The sequence below is a fragment of the Bacillus sp. FSL R10-2780 genome (genome assembly GCF_038006125.1).
In the GTDB taxonomy this organism is placed as follows: domain Bacteria; phylum Bacillota; class Bacilli; order Bacillales; family Bacillaceae_G; genus Bacillus_A; species Bacillus_A cereus_U.
The window spans coordinates 2,399,297-2,420,253 of the sequence record NZ_JBBOUQ010000001.1 but is presented as its reverse complement, the minus strand read 5'-3'; the positions used below and the strand labels follow the sequence as shown (position 1 = coordinate 2,420,253).

The window sequence follows — 20,957 nt, the reverse complement described above, 5'->3', positions numbered from 1 at the left end:
CGAATTTTGAGGAGGCAGTCTTACTCCTCGCAAATAGCGGGATAAAGAAGTTAAATCACGTGTGCTTTTTGTTTTTCAATCACCTCAAACCCGTACATTACATATGATGTGGAGGAAAAAGAAAAAGTAGGCATTTTTCTTATAAATGAAAGAAAAAGAAGGTGAATTAGAGAATGTTGACTGAGATGCATATTGCTGTCATAGGAGGAGACGCACGACAGCTAGAAGTAATTCGCAAGCTAGTCGAACTGGACGCAAAACTTTCATTAATAGGGTTTGAACAGTTAGACCATGGCTTCACAGGGGCAGCAAAAGAAAGTATACAAGATTTAAATTTCACTTCTTTAGATGCGATTATTTTGCCGGTTGCAGGGACGAATGCCAAAGGAGAAGTAGATACTATTTTTTCAAATGAAAAAGTTTCCATAACGAAAGAACAAATTGAAAAGACGCCAGAAAACTTTACTATATATTCAGGTATTGGTACACCTTACTTGGAAAATCTCGTATCTACTACAAATCGCAAACTTGTAAAATTATTTGATCGTGATGATGTTGCAATCTATAACTCTATTCCGACCGTAGAAGGTACACTAATGATGGTTATTCAACATACTGATTACACAATTCATGGATCGAATGTAATGGTTTTAGGATTTGGTAGAACTGGTATGAGTGTTGCAAGAGCCTTTCAATCATTAGGAGCACATGTCAAAGTTGGAGCAAGACGTTCGGAACATATTGCTCGTATTACAGAAATGATGTTTTCTCCTTTTCATATGCAAGACATAAAGAAAGAAGTAGGTAATATCGATATTGTTATTAACACAATTCCGCATCTCGTTGTGACAGCGAATGTTATTTCAAAAATGCCAGCTCATACGCTAGTTATTGATTTAGCTTCTAAGCCAGGTGGCACGGACTTTCGCTATGCGGAGAAGCGTGGAGTGAAGGCACTATTAGCACCTGGTCTTCCTGGGATTGTTGCACCGAAAACAGCAGGACAAATATTAGCGAATGTTCTTTCTCAGTTATTAATAGCAGATGCAATCGCAAAGGAGGAGGATGAGAAATGAGTTTGAAGGGGAAACGAATTGGTTTCGGATTTACAGGCTCACATTGTACGTATGAAGAAGTTATGCCGCATTTAGAGAAGTTAATTGCAGAAGGTGCAGAAGTACGTCCCGTTGTTTCTTATACTGTCCAATCAACAAATACTAGATTTGGCGAAGGGGAAGAATGGATTAAAAAGATCGAAGAAATAACAGGGTTTAAAGCAATTAATTCAATTGTCGGAGCAGAACCACTCGGACCAAAAATCCCGCTAGATTGTATGGTGATTGCTCCTTTAACTGGAAATTCGATGAGTAAATTTGCGAATGCGATGACAGATTCTCCAGTATTAATGGCAGCAAAAGCGACGCTTAGAAATGGAAAGCCTGTTGTGTTAGCTGTTTCGACGAATGATGCTTTAGGGTTAAATGGGGTAAATCTAATGCGCCTAATGGCTACAAAAGACATTTACTTCGTACCATTCGGCCAAGATGCACCAGAGAAAAAACCGAACTCAATGGTAGCTCGTATGGAGTTACTTGAAGATACAGTATTAGAAGCGTTACAAGGAAAACAATTACAACCTGTTGTTGTAGAAAAATTCAGATATATGAATTAAAAAACGAAAAAAAACGTACAATTTTTGTTGAAACCATCATTCTTACTGTAGAATATGATAAAATTAACGTTATTAAGATTAGAGGGGGCATTGTAAGCTCCTTCTAATTCTAAGTTATAGAAGGATTGGTATCTAGAAAGGGGCATAGTGATGGGAAAGCAAAAAACTTTTCATGTCGCTGTAGTTGGAGCAACCGGCGCAGTTGGTGAACAAATGTTAAATACTTTAGAGAAACGAGAATTTCCAATTGGGAAGTTAACGTTACTTTCATCTAAACGATCTGCAGGTAAGAAACTTGTATTTAAAGGCGAAGAATTTACAGTTCAAGAGGCAACTCCTGAAAGTTTTGAAGGAGTAGATATTGCACTATTTAGTGCAGGTGGATCTGTATCGAAACAATTAGCGCCAGAAGCAGCAAAGCGCGGTGCAATTGTTGTTGATAATACAAGTGCATTCCGTATGACAGAAAACGTGCCACTTGTTGTACCTGAAGTAAATGAAAATGATTTAAAAGAACATAATGGTATTATTGCAAATCCAAACTGTTCTACAATTCAAATGGTAGTAGCTCTTGAGCCAGTTCGCCAGCAATATGGTTTAAAACGAGTAATCGTTTCCACATATCAAGCTGTATCAGGTGCTGGTGCGGCAGCTATTGAAGAACTTCATGAACAATCACAAGCAATCTTAAATGGCGAAGAAGTAAAGGCGAATGTTTTACCTGTATCAGGTGACGAAAAGCATTTCCAAATCGCTTTTAATGCTATTCCACAGATTGATAAATTCCAAGATAATGGATTTACATTTGAAGAAATGAAAATGATTAATGAAACGAAAAAAATTATGCATATGCCTGAATTAGAAGTAGCTGCGACATGTGTACGTTTACCAGTTGTATCGGGTCATTCCGAGTCTGTGTACATTGAAGTAGATAAAGAAGGCGTAACAGTAGAAGAAATGAAAAACTTACTTGCAAATGCAGAAGGTATTGTACTGCAAGATAATCCAGCAGAGCAGTTATATCCAATGCCAGCTACTGCAGTAGGTAAAAACGAAGTATTCGTTGGAAGAATCCGTAAAGATTTAAATAATGATAAAGGATTCCATCTTTGGGTCGTATCTGATAACTTATTAAAAGGCGCTGCATGGAATTCTGTTCAAATTGCAGAGCGCTTAGTAAAATTACAATTAGTGTAAACGGCTAAGAGAAGGTGCAAAATATGAAAATTATTGTTCAAAAATTTGGTGGAACATCAGTACGTGATGACAATGGGCGTAAGCATGCGCTTCACCATATAAAAAAATCGTTAGCTGCTGGTTATAAAGTAGTTACTGTCGTATCAGCAATGGGCCGTAAAGGTGAACCGTACGCAACTGATACGTTATTAAGTCTTGTAAATCAAGAGGAATCTAATATTTCTAAACGTGAGCAAGATTTATTATTATCATGCGGAGAATTAATCTCAGCAATTGTTTTCTCTAACATGTTGAATGAGAATGGTATAAAAGCAGCAGCATTAAATGGTGCACAAGCTGGTTTTGTAACGAATAATGACTTTACGAATGCTAAGATTATTGAAATGAATTGCGATCGTATACATGAAGAGTTAGCAAATGTAGATGTTATCGTCGTTACTGGATTCCAAGGTCAAACGAAAAATGGAGATACGACAACACTTGGCCGCGGAGGTAGTGATACTTCAGCTTCAGCATTAGGTGTTGCGCTTCATGCTGAATATATCGATATATTCACAGATGTTGAAGGTGTTATGACTGCGGATCCTCGTATCGTAAAAGATGCGCGTCATCTTCAAACAGTAACATATAACGAGATTTGTAACATGGCTTATCAAGGTGCGAAAGTTGTTCATCCGCGTGCGGTTGAAATTGCGATGCATGCAAAAGTACCACTTCGTGTACGTTCTACGTATTCTGATAGTGAAGGTACGCTTATTGCGGCATATGATGGTGCTACAAAAGGGCAGGATGTAGAAGAGCGTCCTGTTACAGGGATTGCCCATGTGTCAAATGTAACGCAAATTAAAGTGCTTGCAAAAGAAACTGCATATGATTTACAACAACACGTGTTTAAAGAAATGGCTAATGAAGGGATTAGTGTGGACTTAATTAACATTTCTCCTACCGGTGTAGCTTACACAGTAAAGGATAGTGTATCAGCGCGTGCAGTTGAGGTTTTAAAGCAACTTGGATATGATCCAGTTGTGACAGAGCATTGTGCGAAGGTTTCTATCGTTGGTGCTGGAATGGCAGGTATTCCAGGGGTTACAGCGAAAATTGTCACAGCTTTAGCGGAAAAAGGTATTCAAATTCTGCAATCAGCAGATAGTCATACGACAATTTGGGTTCTTGTAAAAGAAGCCGATTTAGTGGAGGCTGTGAATGCATTACATAGTGCATTTGAGCTTTCAAAAGAAAAGCAACTGGAACAATAAGGAGTGAGATCATGATAGATTTTGGGACAATTGCAACCGCGATGGTAACACCGTTTGATAAAAACGATAATATCGATTTTGCAAAGACAACGAAATTGGTAAATTATTTAATTGATAACGGTACAACAGCAATCGTGGTAGGAGGAACGACTGGAGAATCTCCTACATTAACATCAGAAGAAAAAGTAGCGTTATATCGCCATGTCGTATCTGTTGTCGATAAAAGGGTGCCCGTAATCGCTGGAACAGGTAGCAATAATACGCATGCTTCTGTTGATTTAACAAAAAAGGCAACTGAAGTTGGTGTTGATGCAGTTATGCTAGTGGCACCGTATTATAACAAACCGAGTCAAAAAGGGATGTACCAGCACTTTAAAACAATCGCTGAAAGTACTCCGCTTCCGGTAATGCTATATAATGTTCCAGGGCGATCTATTGTACAAATCTCCGTTGATACAGTTGTTCGTTTATCAGAAATAGAAAACATTGTTGCGATTAAAGATGCAGGCGGCGATGTGTTAACAATGACAGAAATCATTGAAAAAACAGCGGACGACTTTGCAGTATACAGCGGTGATGATGGTTTAACATTACCAGCTATGGCAATTGGAGCAAAAGGTATTGTTTCTGTAGCATCTCATGTTATCGGGAATGAAATGCAAGAAATGATTGCTGCATTCCAAGCTGGAGAGTTCAAAAAAGCGCAGAAATTACATCAATTACTAGTAAAAGTAACGGATGCACTATTTATGGCGCCAAGCCCAACACCAGTAAAAACAGCATTACAAATGGTTGGATTAGATGTAGGTTCTGTACGTTTACCACTTCTTCCATTAACGGAAGAAGAAAGAGTAACGTTACAATCTGTAATGCAATCTATTCCTCGTTAATAAAAATGACCTAGTGTGAAACTAGGTCATTTTTATTTTGACTAACTATATGTAAGTGGTGAAAATTAGCTATAGTTAATAGGCTGTAATAAGAAGGCGATGGCAGAGTGTAGGATTAGTTAGAAACGGATTACAGAGATAAGATTTTTTTAGTGAATATCGTTTCATGTTTATGTAAAGAACTTACATGAATATTTTTCCATTAAACTCCTATTACGTAGGAAAAATAGTGAGTATGATATGAAAATTCCCCCCGAAAATTACAGCCTCACTTTAGCGTCTTCTCTTGTCTTTCGCATAATTTAACTTGTGTTCTATTTCTTGTATCAGGTATAATATGGCTAAGTAGCTTAGTACGGGTATGCTTAGCAAAATTGGTAAAAATTACGATTCAATGAAATTTTCATATCATATCGAATAAGATATTTGATTTATATAATGAAAGAGAGGTGAAACCTGGTTTAAAAAATTAACAAGGACATGATATCGCATAACGGTAAGGACATTCGTCTTGGACGGTGAATATATGGTGGTTGTAGAGTTTCCCCTGGTGTCTCTGCAATTTTAGTGAAATCAGTGTTTGCAAGATTTTTAAACCAGGCAACAACATGAAGAGAAAAGAGAATGAGTCTGTTAAAGTATTTGCGCTTGGCGGAGTAGGTGAAATCGGAAAAAACATGTACTGTGTTGAAATTGATTCTGAAATCTTTATTGTAGATGCAGGATTGATGTTCCCGGGAGATGAAATGTTTGGGATTGATATTGTTATTCCTGACATTACATATTTAGTAGAAAATCAAGAGCGAGTAAAAGGACTATTTATTACCCATGGTCATGAAGATCATATTGGTGGAATTGTTTATGTGCTTCGTAAATTATCTATTCCAGTATATGCGACGAAATTAACGGTAGGACTTATACAAGAAAAGCTTGGCGAAGCAGGAATGTTAGGCCGTGTAGACTTAAAAACAATTGACTCGAATTCAACAGTAGAGTTTAATTCAACAACTGTGTCATTCTTCGGAACGACACATAGTATTCCGGATTCTGTGGGTGTTTGTTTCCATACATCAAAAGGTGCTGTAGTATATACAGGAGACTTTAAATTTGATCAAACTCCAATCGGAAATAGTGGAGCAGATATTGGGAAAATGGCGCAAATTGGAAATGAAGGCGTGCTTTGCTTGTTATCTGATAGTACAAACGCTGAACGTCCTGGTTATACAGGTTCGGAAAAAGAAGTTGGTATAGAGATTTCTAAAGTATTCTATAGTTCAGAAGGACGTATTATTGTTGCTTCATTTGCCTCCAATGTACATCGTATTCAACAAGTGTTTGATGCAGCTGCTGAAACTGGAAGGAAGGTAGCAGTAGTAGGACGTAGCATGGTAAAAGTGGTAGATATTGCAAGACGTCTTGGTTATTTAGATGTTCCAGAAGGTATGGTTATTTCATTACAAGAAATAGACAATTTCCCGGAAAAAAAGGTAGCTATTTTAACGACTGGTAGTCAAGGGGAACCGATGGCAGCCCTTTCTAGAATGGCGAAGCAAGCTCACAAACAAATTTCAATTCGTAAAGGTGATACTGTTATTATTGCAGCTTCTCCAATTCCAGGAAATGAAATATCTGTATCAAAAATTATTGACTTGTTATTTAGAGCTGGTGCTGAGGTTATTTATTACGGTGAAAGAAAAGTTCACGTTTCAGGTCACGGTAGCCAAGAAGAATTAAAGCTGATGATAAATTTAATGAAGCCGAAGTATTTTGTACCCGTACATGGTGAGTTTCGTATGCAAAAAGCACATGCATATTTAGCGGAAGATGTAGGTATTACGAGAGAGAATATCTTTATCGTAGAAAAAGGTGATGTAATTGCTTTTGGTGACGATGAAGCAAAATTAGTTGGTAAAGTGCAAGCTGGCAATGTTTTAATTGATGGATTAGGTGTAGGTGACGTCGGTAACATCGTTCTTCGAGATAGAAAGATGTTATCTCAAGATGGAATTTTAGTTGTTGTTGTAACACTAGGTAAGGATGAAAAGAAAATAATCTCTGGTCCAGAAATTATTTCACGCGGCTTTGTATATGTTCGTGAATCAGAAGCATTAATCGAACGATCCACAGATATTGTACGTATGATTGTTGAACAATCAATTAAAGAGTATACAATTGAATGGTCTATGTTGAAACAAAATATTCGTGAATTATTAGGGCAGTTCTTGTACGAAGAAACGAAGAGAAAGCCAATGATTTTACCGATTATTATGGAAGTATAAAGAAGGTCACCTTTACAGGTGATCTTTTTCTTTTTTAACCCTATCGAATGAAATTTATAACTTAAGAAATAATAGTTATATACGAGTGAAAGGGGATGCGATATGACAGAACGTGATCGTTATACAAATGAAGAAAAAGAAGCTGAGCCGAAAGAAGTTCCAAAAGAGGCTTCTATAGTGGAGAAAATTCAGCAACTTGGACAGACGAATGTACCACAAATGAATGAATCGCGTATTCATTGCTTAACAATTGTTGGGCAGGTGGAAGGTCATATTCAGTTGCCACCACAAAATAAAACAACAAAATATGAACACATCATTCCGCAAATTGTCGCGATTGAACAAAATCCAAAAATTGAAGGTTTACTGTTAATATTAAATACAGTTGGAGGTGACGTTGAAGCTGGGTTAGCGATTTCTGAAATGGTGGCTTCGCTTTCAAAACCAACTGTATCTCTTGTTTTAGGAGGAGGGCATTCAATCGGTGTACCGATTGCGGTCTCGACTAATTATTCATTTATTGCCGAAACAGCGACGATGACAATTCATCCGATTCGTTTAACAGGTCTTGTTATAGGTGTGCCGCAAACATTTGAGTATTTGGATAAAATGCAAGAAAGAGTCATTCGATTTGTGACAAAGCATTCGAAAGTAACGGAAGATCGTTTTAAAGAGCTTATGTTTGCAAAAGGGAATTTGACGCGAGATATTGGGACGAATGTAATAGGTGGAGATGCAGTGAAGTATGGTCTTATAGATGGTGTCGGTGGTATTGGTAGCGCACTTCGAAAATTAAACGAATTAATTGATGAACGCATGGATAATAGTGCAGAAGGGACAATGCTACAATGATTTTATATACAATTATGCCGGAGCAACTTGTGTATCCGGCCGATTATTCACAATGCGAAAGCCAAAAAGTTGTGAATATAAATGGCGTGGAATTAGTGGTTTCTGAGGAGGATAATCAATGTTACTCTATTGTACGTGTATTAAGTACGAATCCGTCTCACTACCTAGATTTTGAGCCTGGACAGAAAATTACCTTTTAGCAAAAAGAAGGATTTTGTTTAGGAGCTATGGTATAATATACAAAACAAGACGGTTGAGCAGCCATGAGTAGGCTGCTTTCTTCTGTTTATTTAACATTTTACAAGAAGTGTAAAAATAGAAGATATAAAGACCTGAAAAATAGAGAGAAAGACATATAAGTAGAACTTTTTTATAAGGAAGTTGTACTTAATTTTTAGAACACGAGGTGAAGAAATGGCAAAACAAAAGCAAAGAGGGACGAAGGCAAAGGCAAGACGTACGATAAAGCCAACTTTGTATTATGAAATCGTCGGGTTGACTCTTTTTGCACTTTCAATTATTACGATTTTACAGCTAGGTGTTGTAGGTAAATCGTTTGTGTTATTTTTTCGCTTCTTCTTTGGTGAGTGGTACATAATTGGTGTGTTAGGTGTAATAGCTTTATCTGTTGCATTTGTAATAAAGCGTGGATGGCCAAACCTTTTAAATAAACGGTTAATAGGTGTTTATTTAATTGTACTAGCAATATTAATGTTTAGTCATATTACATTATTTAACCTTCTTACGAAAGATGGAGCTGTGCAAAATACTTCTGTAATTGTTAGTACAAAAGATTACTTCTTCCTTGAAATGAAAAAGGGCCCGGATAGTGTTCATTTAGGTGGTGGTATGTTCGGTGCACTGATGTTCGCAACGTGCTACTTCTTATTTGACGAAGTAGGGGCATATATCATTGGAATTATTTTAGTTATTCTTGGAATACTTTGTATAACAAATAAGCACATTGGAGAAGTACTTGCTCCGGTAGGGAGAATTCTTAGAAGTCAATTTCAAGTAATGCAAGGGGATTATAAAGATTGGAAATCTCAAAGGGTCGCCGAGCAAACTGAAAAGAAAAAAACAACAAGAAGCAAGAGACGTGAACGTGTTGCTGAACAAGAAGAAGCTATTGAGCCAGTAGAAGAAATAGAAATTGGTCCACCAATTATTTCAAATTTTACTGAGAATTATCCAGTAAGTGAAGAGACGGAAAAGCAGATAGAAGAAAATGATTTAATCACTCCTCCGTTTATTGAAGAGGCAGTTCCACCTACGCCAGAAGAACAATCTCAAAAGAAACGAGGAGAAAAAATCGTTGAATCGCTAGAAGGTGAAACGAAAGCACCTCCTATGCAATTTTCTAATGTGGAAAATAAAGATTATAAGCTTCCTTCGCTTGATATATTAAAGTTTCCCCAAAATAAGCAAGTTACAAATGAAAATGCGGAAATTTATGAAAATGCTCGTAAATTGGAACGTACATTCCAGAGTTTTGGTGTGAAAGCGAAAGTAACAAAAGTACATAGAGGTCCTGCAGTTACGAAGTATGAAGTGTATCCTGATATGGGAGTAAAAGTAAGTAAAATTGTTAGTTTAAGTGATGATTTGGCGCTTGCTTTAGCAGCGAAAGACATTCGTATTGAAGCACCTATTCCCGGGAAATCAGCTGTAGGGATTGAGGTTCCGAATTCAGAAGTTTCTATGGTAACGCTGAGAGAAGTTCTTGATTCAAAGGCGAATAACCACCCAGAAGAGAAGTTATTAATCGGTCTTGGACGTGATGTTACAGGAGAGGCTGTATTGGCACGTTTAAATAAAATGCCCCATTTATTAGTAGCTGGTGCGACTGGTAGTGGAAAGAGTGTATGTATTAATGGAATTATTGTAAGTATTTTAATGCGTGCGAAACCGCATGAAGTAAAATTAATGATGATTGATCCGAAAATGGTAGAGTTAAATGTATATAACGGTGTTCCGCACTTATTAACACCAGTTGTAACTGATCCGAAAAAAGCGTCACAGGCTTTGAAGAAAGTTGTGAGTGAAATGGAGCGTCGTTATGAATTATTTGCGCATAGCGGTACGCGTAACATTGAAGGGTATAACGATTATATTAAAGAACATAATAGCCAATCGGAAGCGAAACAACCTGAATTACCATATATTGTGGTAATTGTGGACGAGTTAGCTGATTTAATGATGGTTGCTTCTTCGGATGTAGAAGATGCGATTATGCGTTTAGCACAAATGGCACGTGCTGCTGGTATTCATTTAATTATTGCGACTCAGCGTCCGTCAGTTGATGTTATTACGGGTGTTATTAAAGCGAATATTCCATCGCGTATTGCATTTGCTGTATCTTCCCAAATAGACTCTCGAACGATTCTTGACGGTGGTGGTGCAGAGAAGTTGCTAGGTCGTGGAGATATGTTGTTCATACCAATTGGTGCATCGAAACCTGTTCGTGTACAGGGGGCGTTTTTATCAGATGATGAAGTTGAGAGAGTCGTAGAATCTGTTATTGCGCAGCAAAAAGCGCAATATCAAGAGGATATGATTCCACAAGATGTTCCTGAAACAAAGCAGGAAGTAGAAGATGAATTATACGATGAAGCGGTTCAGCTTGTAGTAGAAATGCAAACAGCATCTGTTTCTATGTTACAACGTAGATTTAGGGTAGGATATACGCGAGCAGCTCGTTTAATTGATGCCATGGAAATGAATGGTGTAGTAGGTCCTTATGAAGGTAGTAAACCAAGGGGAGTACTCATTAAAGATGTGCAAGAAAAAAGTTCTTAAAAAAAGCCTAATTGTTTTTACAATTAGGCTTTTTTATATGCTGTTTTTGTTATATACTATAGTCAATAGAAAAGAAAGTGCTTACATAACGGAGGGCTCTTTAGAATACGAATGCTTATCGTTTTGATTTTCTAAACGTTCGATATTTAATGTAGAAAAATGTTGAATTCTGTTGACACATATGGGAGCAAGTGGTAAGATTACTTCGAAAAGAACCACTACCTCATATAATCTTGGAGATAAGGTCCATAAGTTTCTACCTGGCAACCATGAATTGCTAGACTATGAGGGGAAAAGTGTGTAACAAAGGATGTAAGGAATCTTTGTGCCGAACTTTTTCTCGATATGAGGAATGTTTATGGTGCAAAGTTTTTTTTATGGAATAAAGTGTGAAAATTTCATCTTGAAAAATTATTAATATTTATTCGATAATTACGCTTATTTTTAGTATTTAGTAATTTATACTATGTTGTAAGTTGAAAAAAGAGAAAAGAAGTCTTACATCAGAGGTCGAATAATTGAAATGCGGGGGAGTCTTATGTCAGTAAAATCCGATAGTCGTCACCTATATTTGCGGGTGATTGATCACATCAAAGGGAAAATTAAAGATGGGGCTTACAAAGAAAAACAAAAGTTACCTTCAGAGTTTGATCTAGCGAAAGAACTTGGTGTAAGTAGGGCAACTTTAAGGGAAGCACTACGTATTTTAGAAGAAGAAAATGTTGTTATTCGTAGACATGGTGTAGGGACATTTGTAAATGCGAAGCCGTTATTTTCTTCTGGAATAGAGCAACTTTCTAGTATTACAGATATGATTTCTAGTGTGGGGAAAACACCAGGAACAATCTTTTTATCATCATCTACAACAACTTTAACAGAAGAAGAAAAAGAGAAATTTAATTGTGAAGATGGTTTTAGCGCAGTAATGATTGAACGTGTTCGTACAGCGGATGGGGAACCAGTTGTATATTGCATTGATAAACTAGCAAAAGAGATATTACCAGATTTATCGGGATACAATGAGGAATCGCTGCTTACAGTAATACATAATAATACGCACAAGCGTATCACATACGCAGTTGCTCACATTGAACCGATTGGTTATCACTCGAAAATTTCACCGATTTTAGAATGTGAACCTGAAACGGCACTGCTAGTTTTAAAACAAATGCACTATGATCAAAATGATGAGCCAATCTTATATTCTATTAATTACTTTAGAGCTGATAAGTTTAGCTTCCACGTATTAAGAAAACGTATGTAGGGAAGTTCCTTTTTAGGGAGGTGACAGCAAGAAGTAAGGGACAGCAGCGTATGAATCATTAGACAAAACATTTCAGGAGGGGTTTCTAGTATGAAGAAAAAAACAGGTCTTTTATTATCGTTAACGTTAGCAGCAAGTACAGTGTTAGGTGCATGTGGTAACTCGGATAAAGCGGATAGTGACAAAAAAGGGGATAAAGAGTTTAAGGTTGGTATGGTTACAGATGTTGGGGGCGTTGATGATAAATCATTCAACCAATCAGCTTGGGAAGGTTTAACGAAATTTGGTAAAGACAACGATTTAAAGAAAAATGAAGGATATCGTTACCTTCAATCAAGTAAAGATGCTGATTACATTCCGAATTTAACGAAATTTGCGAAAGATCATTATAATACAACGTTTGGTATTGGATTTTTAATGCAAGACTCGATTGAAAAGGTTGCAAAACAATATCCGAAAGAGCAATTTGCAATTGTAGATACTGTTGTGAAAGAACCGAATGTAACAAGTATTACATTTAAAGACCATGAAGGTTCATTCCTAGTTGGTGCTGTAGCAGCAATGACAACAAAATCAAATAAAGTTGGATTTGTTGGTGGCGTGAAGAGTCCATTAATTACAAAATTTGAATCAGGTTTCAAAGCTGGTGCAAAAGCAGTAAACCCAAATATCGAAATCGTATCACAATATGCTGATGCATTTGATAAGCCAGAAAAAGGATCTATATTAGCTTCAGCAATGTACGGTGGAGGCGTTGACGTAATTTACCATGCTTCAGGTGCAACTGGTAACGGTGTATTCACAGAAGCGAAAAACCGTAAGAAAAAAGGTGAAAATGTTTGGGTAATCGGTGTTGACCGTGACCAAAATCAAGAAGGTATGCCTGAAAACGTAACTTTAACTTCTATGGTGAAACGTGTTGATATTGCAGTTGCAAAAGTAGCACAAGAAGCGAAAGATGGTAAGTTAAAAGGCGGTAAAGTAGAAGAGTTTGGTTTAAAAGATGATGGTGTTGGTATCTCGAAATCAACTGATAATGTGAAAAAAGTAAACCCAGAAATTTTAACAAAAGTAGAAGAGTTTGAGAAGAAAATCACTGCTGGTGAAATTAAAGTACCTGCGACTGATGATGAATATAAAGCATACGAAGCTGCTCTAAAGAAATAATGATAGAGCAATAGCAAAGGTTAGTTCTTAGAACTAACCTTTGTATATATAAAAATACTTTTAATAGAGTGTAATTAGGGAGTGTTCCCTGCTAGAAGGAGGAACAAAATGGAATACGTAATTGAGATGAACAATATTACAAAAGTATTCCCAGGCATTGTAGCGAATGATGATATTACGCTGCAAGTAAAACAGGGAGAGATACACGCTTTACTTGGAGAAAATGGTGCAGGGAAATCAACGTTGATGAATGTACTGTTCGGTTTGTATCAACCAGAACAGGGCGAAATTAAAATTAAAGGAAACCCTGTAAAAATTACAAATCCGAATATAGCAAATGACCTTGGAATTGGGATGGTCCATCAGCACTTTATGCTTGTTCATAATTTTACAGTTACAGAGAATATCATTCTTGGAAATGAGCCGAAGAGAAAAGGGAAAATAGCTGTTGAAGAGGCTGCAAAAGAAATTAAACAATTATCTGAACAGTACGGTTTAGCTGTTGATCCAAATGCAAAGATTGAAGATATTTCGGTTGGGATGCAGCAAAGGGTTGAAATATTAAAGACGCTTTATCGTGGTGCGGAGATTTTAATATTCGATGAACCGACTGCAGTGTTAACTCCTCAAGAAATTCATGAGTTGATTCAAATTATGAAAAAGCTTGTGCAAGAAGGAAAATCTATCATTCTTATTACACATAAATTAAAAGAAATTATGGAAGTTTGCGATCGTTGCACAATTATTCGTAAAGGTAAAGGAATTGGTACAGTTGACGTTGCGAAAATGGATGAACATAAACTTGCAGAATTAATGGTCGGACGTCAAGTGAATTTTAAAACAGAAAAAATAGGGGCCAAACCGAAAGAGGAGGTTCTGTCTGTTGCGAATCTTGTCGTTCATGATGCCCGCCAATTACCTGCTGTAAAAGGCCTTGACTTAACTGTTCGTGCAGGAGAAATCGTTGGTATTGCAGGGATTGATGGAAATGGACAAAGTGAATTAATAGAGGCAATTACTGGTTTACGAAAAGTTGAGTCAGGTTCTATTGCAATTAAAGGAAAAGAAATAACGAATTGGCCTGTTCGAAGAATTACAGAGGAAGGAATTGGTCATATTCCAGAAGACCGTCATAAACACGGGCTTGTGCTTGATTTTTCTGTTAGAGATAATATAGTTTTGCAAACGTACTATAAAAACCCATTCTCAAAGAAAGGGATTTTAAACTTTAGTAAAATCACACAAAAAGCAAAAGAGCTTATTGAACAGTTTGATGTACGTACACCTAGTGAACAAACCTTAACTCGCGCACTATCTGGTGGAAACCAGCAAAAGGCAATTATCGCACGTGAAGTGGATCGTAATCCGGATTTATTAATTGCGGCACAGCCAACACGTGGTTTAGATGTAGGTGCGATTGAATTTATTCATAAAAAATTAATCGAGCAGAGAGATAATGGGAAAGCAGTATTACTTCTATCGCTAGAACTGGATGAAATTTTGAATGTAAGTGATCGAGTTGCTGTTATATATGAAGGGAAAATTGTAGCAATTGTCGATGCGAAAGAAACAAATGAACAACAGCTTGGTTTGTTGATGGCTGGCGGAACGGAGAAAGAGAAGGTGAATACAAATGGCTAAAAAATTTTTAACGGAGCGAACAATTAACATTTTAGTTCCTGTATTATCCGTTATTTTTGGTTTACTTGTTGGTGCCATTGTAATGTTAGTTAGTGGATATGATCCAATTGTCGGGTATGCAGCGCTTTGGGAAGGAATGGTTGGAAATCCGCAAGCAATTGGTGAGACATTACGTACGATGATTCCGCTTGTGTTAGCAGGACTTTCTGTGGCATTTGCATTCCGTACAGGTCTTTTTAACATCGGAGTAGAGGGGCAATTATTAGTTGGTTGGCTTGCTGCTGTTTGGTTTGGATATGCAGTATCATTACCGGCAATTTTACATATTCCGTTGTCAATTTTAGTAGCGGCGATAGCTGGTGGTTTATGGGGATTTATCCCGGGATATTTGAAAGGGAAATTTAAAGTAAATGAAGTAATCGTAACGATCATGATGAATTATATTGCACTTTATGTGACGTATGATTTAATTAAGCGCTTTTTACATGAGGCGAATGAGAAATCGTATGACATAAAATCTAGTGCTTCATTATCTTCTGAATGGTTATCTTCTTTAACGGATGGTTCTCGTTTGCACTGGGGAATTATCGTAGCGATTTTAATTGCAATTATTATGTGGTTCTTATTGGATAGAACGACATTGGGATACGAATTGAAATCTGTTGGATTTAATCAACATGCTTCTCAGTATGCGGGGATGAAAGTTTCTCGAAATGTTGTGCTATCTATGACGATTGCGGGTGCGTTTGCAGGGATTGGTGGTGCTATGGAAGGGCTTGGTACATTCCAAAACATGACAGCGATGTCTTCGTTTACAGGTATTGGATTTGATGGGATTGCGGTAGCTCTTCTTGGAGGGAATAATCCATTTGGTATATTATTATCGGCTTTACTGTTCGGTGGTTTGAAAAGTGCAGCCCCACAAATGAATTTTGAAGCAGATGTACCTTCTGAGTTAATTAATGTTATTATCGCATGTATTATTTTCTTTGTTGCTTGCAGTTATGTTTTACGCTGGGCACTTACACGTATGAGCAAGGAGGGAAAATAAATGAGCTTTTTAGATGTTTTAGCCATTCTTGTGACTGGTACGTTATATACGGCAGCGCCACTTATTTTTACGGCGTTAGGTGGAGTGTTCAGTGAACGTTCTGGAGTTGTAAATATAGCATTAGAAGGTTTAATGTTATTTGGTGCATTTACTGGTATCGTTACAACGTTATTAATGGGTGATACGTGGGGAGCAATGACTCCTTGGATTGCACTATTATTTGCAGCTATTGGTAGTGGGTTATTTGCACTTCTTCACGCAGTAGCATCCATTACATTCCGCGCGGATCAAGTAGTAAGCGGGGTAGCGATTAACTTTTTGGCCCTCGGTTTAACAGTATTTGCGATTAAGAAAATCTTTGGTAAAGGACAGACTGATTTTATTCAATACCGAATTGAAAAAATCGATGTTCCAGGACTTTCGGATATTCCGGTAATCGGGAAAATCTTTTTCTCAAATGTACCGTTAACATCGTATATTGCTATTATTTTAGCTTTTGTTGTTTGGTACATTATTTATAAAACGCCGTTCGGTCTTCGTCTTCGTGCTGTTGGTGAACATCCAATGGCAGCAGATACGATGGGGATTAATGTATATAAAATGCGTTATATTGCAGTTTGTATATCTGGAATGTTTGCAGGAGTGGGTGGTGCGGTCTTCGCAATGTCGATTTCTGGTAACTTCTCAGGTGCTACAATTACTGGACAAGGTTTCTTAGCACTAGCAGCTATGATCTTTGGTAAATGGAATCCACTTGGTGCTCTTGGAGCAGCGCTGTTCTTCGGATTTGCTCAATCACTTGGGATAACAGGTGGTACAATTCCTGTATTAAAAGAAATTCCAAGTGTATTCTTAACGATATTACCGTATGTATTTACAATATTAGCACTTGTTGGTTTTGTAGGACGATCTGAAGCTCCGAAAGCATTAGGAACGCCTTATGAAAAAGGAAAACGATGAGTATTTAGAAAGTATAAGAAAAGCTCGCACATTAGTGTGGGCTTTTTTACATAGAATATATTTAATACGGAATTTTACTATGTTCCTTACATATTAAAGTTTTTAGAAAGACTCAAATGTAAGCATAATAAGGAAGAAAAGTTGATTTTTTATTTCTAAAAACTGTATATTGAAGAGGAATATTCCTACATACGTAAAGGAGGGCTATTAATGAAACTAATGGAACAGCAACTGCATGAATTAGGTGGCTTGCGAGTACATATTATTCCGACTGATAAATTTAAAACAAATACCTTTGTATTTCGTTTTAAAGCACCTTTAAATGAGGAGACGGTGACAGAGCGTGCTCTATTGCCGTACGTATTGCAAAGTGCGACAGAAAAACTGCCTTCTGTAATTCGTCTTCGTCAATATTTAGAAGAATTATATGGATCTTCTTTAGCGGTGGATGTAAGTAAAAAAGGGGAAGACCATATCATCTCTATTTATGTAGACATTGCAAATGAAACATATTTACGCGATGCACCACCGTTATTTGAAAAGGCGCTTTCTATGTTATCTGATATTGTTTTACATCCAGCAACAGAAGGGGACGGTTTTCTATCTTCTATTGTAGAAAGTGAGAAACGAGCACTCTTGCAACGAATTGAAGCTACTTATGATGATAAAATGCGTTATGCAAACGAGCGTTTAATTGAAGAAATGTGCAAAGTAGAACCATATCGCTTAAGTGCAAATGGAAAAAAAGAAAGTGTAGCTTCTATTACAAATGAAAGTTTGTATCAATATTATCAAAAAGTGTTAGCTGAAGATGAAATGGATTTATATATCATTGGTGACATTTCAGAAGATGCTGTGGAGCTTGTAAATAAGTATTTTTCGATTTCACCTCGTGTTGTGAAAGAGAGAAATGTACTTCTTCATAAACGAAATACTGAAGAAAAAGAAATTGTTGAAAAACAAGAACTAAAGCAAAGTAAATTAAATATCGGCTATCGCACATTCATTACGTATAAAGATGAAGATTATTTTGCATTACAATTGTTTAACGGATTATTTGGAGGGTTTTCTCATTCGAAGTTATTCGTAAATGTCCGTGAAAAAAATAGTTTAGCGTACTATGCAGCATCGAGATTTGAAAGTCATAAAGGTTTGCTCTTCGTTATGTCTGGGATTGAAGCGAAGAACTTTGAAAAAGCTGTTGAAATAATTAAAGAACAGATGAAAGCAATGCAAAGCGGTGATTTTTCAGAGGAAGAGATTCAGCAAACGAAAAGTGTAATTCAAAATCAAATCTTAGAGGCAATTGATACACCACGTGGTTTTGTTGAAATGCTTTATCACGGGGTAATCTCAGAGCGTACGCGTCCAGTTGAAGAATGGCTAACGGGCATAGAAAGCGTGACGAAAGAAGAGATTGTGAAAGTTGCTAATAATATTGAACTAGATACAATTTACTTTTTACATGGAACGGAGGGAGAATAAATGGAGAAAATTGTGTATGAGCAATTAAAAGAGACGCTATATTATGAAAAACTTCCGAATGGATTAGACGTATATATCTTACCGAAACAAGGCTTCAACAAAACATTTGCAACATTTACGACGAAGTACGGCTCTGTTGATAATACATTTGTTCCGCTTGGAAAAGAAGACATGACTCGTGTACCAGATGGAATTGCTCATTTCCTTGAGCATAAATTGTTTGAAAAAGAGGACCATGACGCGTTTCAATTGTTTAGTAAACAAGGTGCTTCAGCGAACGCTTTTACATCTTTTACAAGAACCGCTTATCTCTTTTCCTGTACATCAAATGTAGAGAGAAATTTAAATACGTTGTTAGACTTTGTACAAGAACCGTATTTCTCTGAAAAAACGGTTGAAAAAGAAAAAGGTATTATCGGTCAAGAAATTCAAATGTACCAAGATAACCCAGACTGGCGTTTGTACTTTGGGTTAATCGATAGTTTGTTTGTGAAACATCCAATTAAAATTGATATTGCAGGGACGATTGAGTCTATTAGTAAAATTACAAAAGACCTACTGTATGAATGTTATGAGACTTTTTACCATCCGAGCAACATGTTATTATTTGTTGTTGGAGCGATTGATCCTGAAAAAACAATGGATTTAGTTCGTGAAAATCAAGCGAAAAAAGATTACGAAAATCAACCGGAAATCGTTCGTTCTTTTGAAGAGGAACCAGAAGAAGTAAATGAAAAGAAAAAGATTATTTCAATGCCTGTCCAAACTCCAAAATGTTTAGTTGGTATTAAGGCAACGAATTTAAAAGAAAAAGGGCAAGCCCTTTTAAAACAAGAAATTGCGCTTACATTACTTTTAGATTATTTATTTGGAAAAGGGTCAGTTCATTACGAATCTTTATATAATGAAGGTCTTATTGATGATTCGTTCTCGTATGACTATACAGAAGAAAATAACTTCGGTTTTGCAATGGTTGGTGGAGATACGAAGCACCCTGATGAATTGGCAGAGCGATTAAAAGGTATTTTACTACAAACGAATTATGATCAGTTAGATGAGACTGCGCTGGAACGGGTGAAGAAAAAGAAAATTGGCGGATTTTTACGATCGTTGAATTCACCTGAATATATTGCAAATCAGTTTACACGATATGCGTTTAATGAATCTAGTTTATTTGATGCTCTTACAGTGTTAGAAGGATTAACTGTTCAAGACCTACAACAAGCAGCAAAAACATTATTAATTGAAGAGAAAATGAGTGTCTGCCAAGTGTTACCAAAAAAGTGAAGTAATATGTGAATGAAAAACGCAGTATCTATATCCCTCATCTAACGTTTGGTTATTGCCAAATGGTAAGATGAGGGTATTATTTATTTATACATAAAAAGATAAGAGAGGGAATTTATGAAAAAGTATGCATTAGTAACTGGAGGAAGCGGAGGGATTGGCTCTACTATTTCGAAGCAGTTAATCGAGGATGGTTATACAGTCTATATTCATTACAATAAAAGCGAAGAGAAGGTAAGGGAGTTACAAAAGGAATTTGATGCAGTGATTCCTGTGCAAGCAAATTTAGCTTCTATCGATGGAGCGGAGGAATTGTGGGGACAAATTGAACATCCTATTGATGTTATTGTATACGCAGCTGGAAAGAGTATCTTTGGATTAGTAACAGATGTTACGAATGAAGAATTAGATTATATGGTGGAGCTTCAAGTGAAGAGTGTATATAGACTTTTATCGATGGCGCTTCCACCGATGATCGGGCGGAGAAGTGGTAATGTTGTCATTATTTCATCCATATGGGGGCAAATAGGAGCATCTTGTGAGGTGCTGTACTCAATGGTAAAAGGTGCACAAAATTCTTATGTGAAGGCTTTAGCGAAAGAAGTTTCTTTAAGTGGATTGCGCGTTAATGCGGTAGCGCCAGGTGCAATCGAAACAGAAATGTTACATGCATTTTCAGAAGATGATAAAAATGAAATTGCTGAAGATATTCCATTAGGTAGAATAGGACTACCCGAAGAGGTAGCAAAAACAGTCTCCTTCCTCGTTTCGCCAGGAGCTTCTTATATTACGGGGCAAATTATCGGAGTGAATGGCGGTTGGCATTGCTAAAAATTTCTTACATAAAAAATAAAAAAATGCACAAATTAAGCATGATTCTATTACTCAATAGTGAGGTGCTTAAACATGTCAGTGTTAGATAATTTTGATCAGTGGAAGAGCTTTTTAGGAGAACGTTTAGAACAAGCGGGGGGAAAAGGGCTTGATGGTGGTGCCGTATCAGATATGGCATTTCGTGTTGGTGATTATTTAGCAAATGAAGTAGAAGCGCGCAACGATCAAGAAAAATTATTGTCTGAGCTTTGGAAAGTTGCTGATGAACAAGAGCAACATACAATCGCAAATTTAATGGTGAAGTTTGTACAACATAAGTAAAA

At 36.8% G+C, this 20,957-nt stretch carries 18 protein-coding genes and 1 riboswitch; all 18 genes read left to right on the top strand.

Going from position 1 to position 20,957, the window contains the following annotated elements:
- The first annotated feature begins 173 nt into the window (after nucleotides 1-173).
- The 18 genes from dpaA to NSQ47_RS12440 all read left to right on the top strand — a co-directional run bounded on the left by dpaA (nucleotide 174) and on the right by NSQ47_RS12440 (nucleotide 20,955).
- A complete protein-coding gene (dpaA, locus tag NSQ47_RS12525) occupies nucleotides 174-1,076 on the top strand; it encodes a dipicolinic acid synthetase subunit A (RefSeq protein WP_341037088.1) in 903 nt (300 codons plus the stop codon).
- A complete protein-coding gene (gene dpaB / locus NSQ47_RS12520; RefSeq protein WP_002111357.1) occupies nucleotides 1,073-1,672 on the top strand; it encodes a dipicolinate synthase subunit B in 600 nt (199 codons plus the stop codon). Before dpaA ends, dpaB begins: the two co-directional genes overlap by 4 nt.
- A gap of 150 nt (nucleotides 1,673-1,822) precedes the next feature.
- On the top strand, nucleotides 1,823-2,869 hold the full coding sequence (asd, locus tag NSQ47_RS12515; protein ID WP_341037087.1) for an aspartate-semialdehyde dehydrogenase: 1,047 nt from the start codon (nucleotides 1,823-1,825) through the stop codon (nucleotides 2,867-2,869).
- Between the two features lie 23 nt (nucleotides 2,870-2,892).
- Nucleotides 2,893-4,125: an aspartate kinase gene (gene dapG / locus NSQ47_RS12510; protein WP_002160751.1), complete on the top strand. Its 1,233-nt coding sequence runs from the start codon at nucleotides 2,893-2,895 to the stop codon at nucleotides 4,123-4,125.
- Between the two features lie 11 nt (nucleotides 4,126-4,136).
- Nucleotides 4,137-5,015, top strand: a complete 879-nt coding sequence (gene dapA / locus NSQ47_RS12505) for a 4-hydroxy-tetrahydrodipicolinate synthase (protein WP_341037086.1) — start codon at nucleotides 4,137-4,139, stop codon at nucleotides 5,013-5,015.
- 608 nt (nucleotides 5,016-5,623) lie between these two features.
- Entirely contained in the window at nucleotides 5,624-7,294 is a 1,671-nt protein-coding gene (locus tag NSQ47_RS12500) for a ribonuclease J (RefSeq protein ID WP_002111351.1), read from the top strand.
- A gap of 102 nt (nucleotides 7,295-7,396) precedes the next feature.
- The gene (gene tepA, locus NSQ47_RS12495) at nucleotides 7,397-8,146 is read left to right on the top strand and encodes a translocation-enhancing protein TepA (protein ID WP_002146116.1); all 750 of its coding nucleotides are present in this window, start codon (nucleotides 7,397-7,399) and stop codon (nucleotides 8,144-8,146) included.
- Entirely contained in the window at nucleotides 8,143-8,346 is a 204-nt protein-coding gene (locus NSQ47_RS12490) for a YlzJ-like family protein (protein WP_002111349.1), read from the top strand. Before tepA ends, NSQ47_RS12490 begins: the two co-directional genes overlap by 4 nt.
- Before the next feature lie 214 nt (nucleotides 8,347-8,560).
- Nucleotides 8,561-10,945 (top strand): DNA translocase FtsK, encoded by a 2,385-nt coding sequence (locus tag NSQ47_RS12485; protein ID WP_002160753.1) that lies wholly within the window; start codon nucleotides 8,561-8,563, stop codon nucleotides 10,943-10,945.
- A 203-nt stretch (nucleotides 10,946-11,148) separates the two neighbouring features.
- A riboswitch (purine riboswitch) is annotated at nucleotides 11,149-11,250 on the top strand.
- Between the two features lie 233 nt (nucleotides 11,251-11,483).
- A complete protein-coding gene (locus NSQ47_RS12480) occupies nucleotides 11,484-12,209 on the top strand; it encodes a GntR family transcriptional regulator (protein WP_002111346.1) in 726 nt (241 codons plus the stop codon).
- 90 nt (nucleotides 12,210-12,299) lie between these two features.
- The gene (locus NSQ47_RS12475) at nucleotides 12,300-13,376 is read left to right on the top strand and encodes a BMP family lipoprotein (RefSeq protein ID WP_002111345.1); all 1,077 of its coding nucleotides are present in this window, start codon (nucleotides 12,300-12,302) and stop codon (nucleotides 13,374-13,376) included.
- Nucleotides 13,377-13,484: 108 nt separating this feature from the next.
- Nucleotides 13,485-15,017, top strand: a complete 1,533-nt coding sequence (locus NSQ47_RS12470; RefSeq protein WP_002111344.1) for an ABC transporter ATP-binding protein — start codon at nucleotides 13,485-13,487, stop codon at nucleotides 15,015-15,017.
- A complete protein-coding gene (locus NSQ47_RS12465; RefSeq protein ID WP_002111343.1) occupies nucleotides 15,010-16,068 on the top strand; it encodes an ABC transporter permease in 1,059 nt (352 codons plus the stop codon). The genes NSQ47_RS12470 and NSQ47_RS12465 overlap by 8 nt, the downstream gene beginning before the upstream one ends.
- Nucleotides 16,069-17,028, top strand: a complete 960-nt coding sequence (locus tag NSQ47_RS12460; RefSeq protein WP_002111342.1) for an ABC transporter permease — start codon at nucleotides 16,069-16,071, stop codon at nucleotides 17,026-17,028.
- A 210-nt stretch (nucleotides 17,029-17,238) separates the two neighbouring features.
- Nucleotides 17,239-18,513, top strand: a complete 1,275-nt coding sequence (gene yfmF / locus NSQ47_RS12455) for an EF-P 5-aminopentanol modification-associated protein YfmF (RefSeq protein ID WP_131230712.1) — start codon at nucleotides 17,239-17,241, stop codon at nucleotides 18,511-18,513.
- Complete coding sequence (gene yfmH, locus NSQ47_RS12450) at nucleotides 18,514-19,800, top strand: EF-P 5-aminopentanol modification-associated protein YfmH (RefSeq protein ID WP_002014592.1); 1,287 nt, start codon at nucleotides 18,514-18,516, stop codon at nucleotides 19,798-19,800.
- A gap of 117 nt (nucleotides 19,801-19,917) precedes the next feature.
- On the top strand, nucleotides 19,918-20,631 hold the full coding sequence (ymfI, locus tag NSQ47_RS12445) for an elongation factor P 5-aminopentanone reductase (RefSeq protein WP_002160757.1): 714 nt from the start codon (nucleotides 19,918-19,920) through the stop codon (nucleotides 20,629-20,631).
- A 75-nt stretch (nucleotides 20,632-20,706) separates the two neighbouring features.
- On the top strand, nucleotides 20,707-20,955 hold the full coding sequence (locus tag NSQ47_RS12440; protein WP_000114449.1) for a DUF3243 domain-containing protein: 249 nt from the start codon (nucleotides 20,707-20,709) through the stop codon (nucleotides 20,953-20,955).
- Nucleotides 20,956-20,957 lie beyond the last annotated feature (2 nt).